Origin of the sequence: Bradyrhizobium uaiense (assembly GCF_010811875.1) — a bacterium.
Classification (GTDB): domain Bacteria; phylum Pseudomonadota; class Alphaproteobacteria; order Rhizobiales; family Xanthobacteraceae; genus Bradyrhizobium; species Bradyrhizobium uaiense.
The window spans coordinates 1-229 of sequence record NZ_VKHP01001162.1; the positions used below are offsets into that span (position 1 = coordinate 1).

A 229-nucleotide genomic window follows, 5' to 3' on the forward strand; every position below is an offset into this window, starting at 1 on the left:
GCTGGAGTTCTTCGCCAAATTGCCGCCGACCGTGATCGGGATGGAGGCTTGCGGGGCTTCGCAATATTGGGCGCGGGAGCTTTCCAAGCTTGGTCACAAGGTGAAGCTGATGGCGCCGCAACTGGTGAAGCCCTACGTTTCGCGGAACAAGAACGACTGGCGGGATGCGGAAGGACTGTGTGAGGCGATGAGCCGGCAGCGGTTCGTACCGGTGAAGAGTGCCGAGCAG

At 61.1% G+C, this 229-nt stretch carries 1 pseudogene; it reads left to right on the forward strand.

The features are described from left to right. Positions 1-229, forward strand: a pseudogene (locus FNJ47_RS49160) (IS110 family transposase); the annotation flags it as partial.